Below are 2,977 nucleotides of genomic sequence, written 5' to 3'. Positions count from 1 at the left end.
CGACACCACCACCCCCGCGGCCACCACCGGACCCGACAAAATCGTCAAGACCGACGAGCAGTGGCGCGCCGAACTCGACCCCGAGCGCTACGCCATCCTCCGCCGCGCCGCCACCGAACCCCCCTTCACCGGCGCCTACACCTACAGCAAAGAAAATGGCACCTACCGCTGCGGCGGCTGCGGCGCCGCCTTGTTCACTTCCGACACCAAATACGACTCCGGCTCCGGCTGGCCCAGCTTCACCCAACCCGCCGTCGCCGACGCCCTCGAACTCGTCGAAGACCATTCCCACGGCATGATCCGCACCGAAGTCCGCTGCGCCCGCTGCGGCGGACACCTCGGCCACGTCTTCGACGACGGACCCGGCCCCACCGGCCATCGCTACTGCATGAACAGCCTCGCCCTCGACCTCGACCCGAACTCCCGCTAGAAAACCCCGACCGACCCGTCGACACCTCCACCCCCATCGGCCGGCCGTTCTTCCGCAAGGCGACCGCTCGCCGAGTGCGGTGCGGCCCGTCGTCACTGATGACGATCTTTCTCCATGCCTCGGCCCACACCTGCGGGTCGCCGCCGCCGCGGCGACGACCCGGACCGAACATCTGCGGCTGGTGGCGCCGGCGCCCTACCTGGGGTGGCGGCTACCGGCCGGGCCTGGAGCTGAAGGAACAAGTCGCGCACACCCGCGCCGAGGCGCAGCGGGGTGAGAGATCCGTCCGCGTTTTACGGGAGGTTCGTCCAACGGTGGGAAGCGACGTTGTTGTCAATCGACTGGCCAGCGCCTCTGCCCGTCCCTGCGTCGAAGGTGTACGGGGCGAGGTCCGGGAGGTAGACGCCGTTGTAGACTCCCCGGCGAGCGTGTGTCTGATGCGTTCCCCAGTACAGCCAGACGTCGTCCAGGGAGCCCGGGTAGCCGTTGTTCCACAACGAGGAGATCTGGTTGCGGCAGCTGCCCCAATCGTCGGAGTCACTGAGGTACGAGGTGCACCACGAATTGCCGAAGGGGTCCACTGCCTCGGTGTCTCGCCACAGGTGCAGGTGGCCGTCGGCCGTGGCGGTGGCGGAGGCGTCCGGGGCGGTGGCGGGCGCCGAAGGCCGGCCGGTTTGGGGGGCTGCCTGGGCGGTGGCGGGCAGCACGACCGCGCTGGCGGCCGATACGGCCAGGGCACGGTAAATGGTGCGCATGATGGTCTCCCTTTTCGGTGTGTTCTTGGATGGTTTTCTCTTCCGCCCCGTCACATGCGGTCAGCGTAGCTGCGCAGTAATAGGGCGAGCTCGGGGCAAAGTTGCGAGCTGGAGCCGGTGGGCGGTATCCAGCTCTGCGTGGTATTGGCGGTTGAGCCGCTCGGCGTGCTCCAGGTCGAGCGCCTTGGCTTTCGCGGTCAGACCGGAAACGGCAGCGCAGCGTGCCTCGGTGACGGCAAGTCCGATCTCCTGCTCACGGGGCAGCGAGGTCTCTTTCTGGTCCGGCAGGGCCTTCTCACGGAGCTCGGCAGGGCTGCGGTAAGGGCGACCGGCGGCGCGCATACATTCAGCCCACGGTTTGACGGCCTGGTCGAACCGCGGGTCTGCCAGCACGTGCTGTGAGCGGACCTGCGGGAAGGATTCCATGGTTACCTTCGCCTGGAACCAGGTAGGAAGGTCACCGTAGAGGGTGCGCTCGGCTTCCGACTGACAGCCCTGGGAGCTGCGCTGCAGCACCATGCCGTCAGGAGCGCGAGCGGTGACTTCAACAGGGTTCTGACCGTTTGCGGCCTTCGGGGCCTGCGCTCGGCGGGTGGGCGGCAGAGGAGTCGAAATGAAATAACTTGCGCGTTTCGAACCCTCCACAGGCCTGTGACCTGCGATGATGCTCTCGATCACGTATTTGTTACTTCATTACGTCCCCTTATCCTGCGCGGTGAGTTCCCGCAGCACCGGACTGAGGCCCGGGCCGCTGACGTGCTCCTGCTGTTGCCCAGACACGCCACCCAGCACGCCTGCATTCGCCGTGGAGACGGGCGAATGCTGTGGCCAGCAGAAGCCCCGCGTTGCGCCTCAGTCTTTTCATGACGACCCTCCCTTCCGCTGTCATGTGCGGGAAGCTAATATCGCTTCTTCTTTCTTTTCGTGAGGGCAGCATAGATCGGGTACACCGGTGTGTGACCCTGCCAGATGACAGGGTCACACCAGAACCAGAATCTGAAACTTGATGCCGTCAGACGGCACGGCGGGCTGCCCTGCACCTCTGGTGATCCATGGTGATCCAGGTGGTGGGCAAACACCTTCGGCGGGCATCCCGCATGGTGAGCGCCCGCCTGCTCCGTGCCAGGTTCACGCCGGGCCCTCCCCCACCCCACCAAAAACGCCGATAATGAGCATTATGTCAAGTAGAGCCGGTCGCAGGGTCTCCCCTCCTCGGCCCTGTGCCGCTCAGCCGCAGTTGATCGACCGGCCCGGATGAACGTGACACATCTCGACCGGCGGTGTCCCCAACCAGCGATGTCCCCCATCCGGATGCCGCCGGTCGAACCACACACGTCGAACCTCGCCACCGGTAATGATCAACTGGGTTTGGCCCCCACTCCCCTGGTGCTATTTGGGGTTTTTGTTTTTGATCATGGGATGTGAAGTGTCGTCAACACCGTTGATTATCTTGAAACGAGACGGTAGACGATTGTGCGAGCGATGGCTGGACTCCGTCGGCCAGCCGTCAGCCGACGAATTTGGGGGACCTAGTACTCCAACCCGATGCGCCTACCCAGAGGCTCCGGGTGACCGGGCGGGCAGGTTGTGCAGACCGGCCTGGGCGGCGGCCGCCGTGCAGTATCCGGTGGACGGCGGCCAGATCCCAGCTGGCGCCGATCCGGATACCGGCGGCGAGCGGCACGCGCGCCGCGGACCGCGCCGACCACCAGACCCAGCGGGGTGCCAGCAACGCCTCGATCTCGGCGAGCACCCGCGCGATCTGGCCGGCCCCGGCCAGCGGATCCCGGCC

Annotated in this window: 4 protein-coding genes and 1 pseudogene; 2 read left to right on the top strand and 3 right to left on the bottom strand. The window is 66.1% G+C overall.

Features of this window, described 5'->3' with window-relative positions:
• The first annotated feature begins 40 nt into the window (after positions 1-40).
• Positions 41-430, top strand: coding sequence for a peptide-methionine (R)-S-oxide reductase MsrB (gene msrB / locus ACY5KJ_RS18490; protein ID WP_462187853.1), 390 nt, complete (start codon positions 41-43; stop codon positions 428-430).
• Positions 431-723: 293 nt separating this feature from the next.
• On the opposite strand, the gene ACY5KJ_RS18485 is transcribed toward msrB, so the two are convergent.
• Positions 724-1,185, bottom strand: a complete 462-nt coding sequence (locus tag ACY5KJ_RS18485; protein ID WP_462188444.1) for a hypothetical protein — start codon at positions 1,183-1,185, stop codon at positions 724-726.
• Between the two features lie 60 nt (positions 1,186-1,245).
• Entirely contained in the window at positions 1,246-1,863 is a 618-nt protein-coding gene (locus ACY5KJ_RS18480; protein WP_462203953.1) for a hypothetical protein, read from the bottom strand.
• Between ACY5KJ_RS18480 and ACY5KJ_RS18475 the strand changes: the two genes are divergently transcribed.
• A complete protein-coding gene (locus tag ACY5KJ_RS18475) occupies positions 1,847-2,113 on the top strand; it encodes a hypothetical protein (RefSeq protein WP_462203952.1) in 267 nt (88 codons plus the stop codon). The genes ACY5KJ_RS18480 and ACY5KJ_RS18475 overlap by 17 nt on opposite strands.
• Positions 2,114-2,692: 579 nt before the next feature.
• On the opposite strand, the pseudogene ACY5KJ_RS18470 reads toward ACY5KJ_RS18475, so the two are convergent.
• Positions 2,693-2,977: pseudogene (locus ACY5KJ_RS18470) on the bottom strand (hypothetical protein); the annotation flags it as partial.

This window comes from Frankia sp. CcWB3, assembly GCF_977927595.1.
The sequence above is the reverse complement of the archived record's forward strand: the minus strand, read 5'-3'. Positions and strand labels throughout refer to the sequence as shown.

Bases quoted from the DNA above. Each gene is read 5' to 3' on its own strand.
- ACY5KJ_RS18475 (WP_462203952.1), top strand. From the start codon at position 1,847: ATGATGCTCTCGATCACGTATTTGTTACTTCATTACGTCCCCTTATCC.
- ACY5KJ_RS18485 (WP_462188444.1), bottom strand. From the start codon at position 1,185: ATGCGCACCATTTACCGTGCCCTGGCCGTATCGGCCGCCAGCGCGGTC.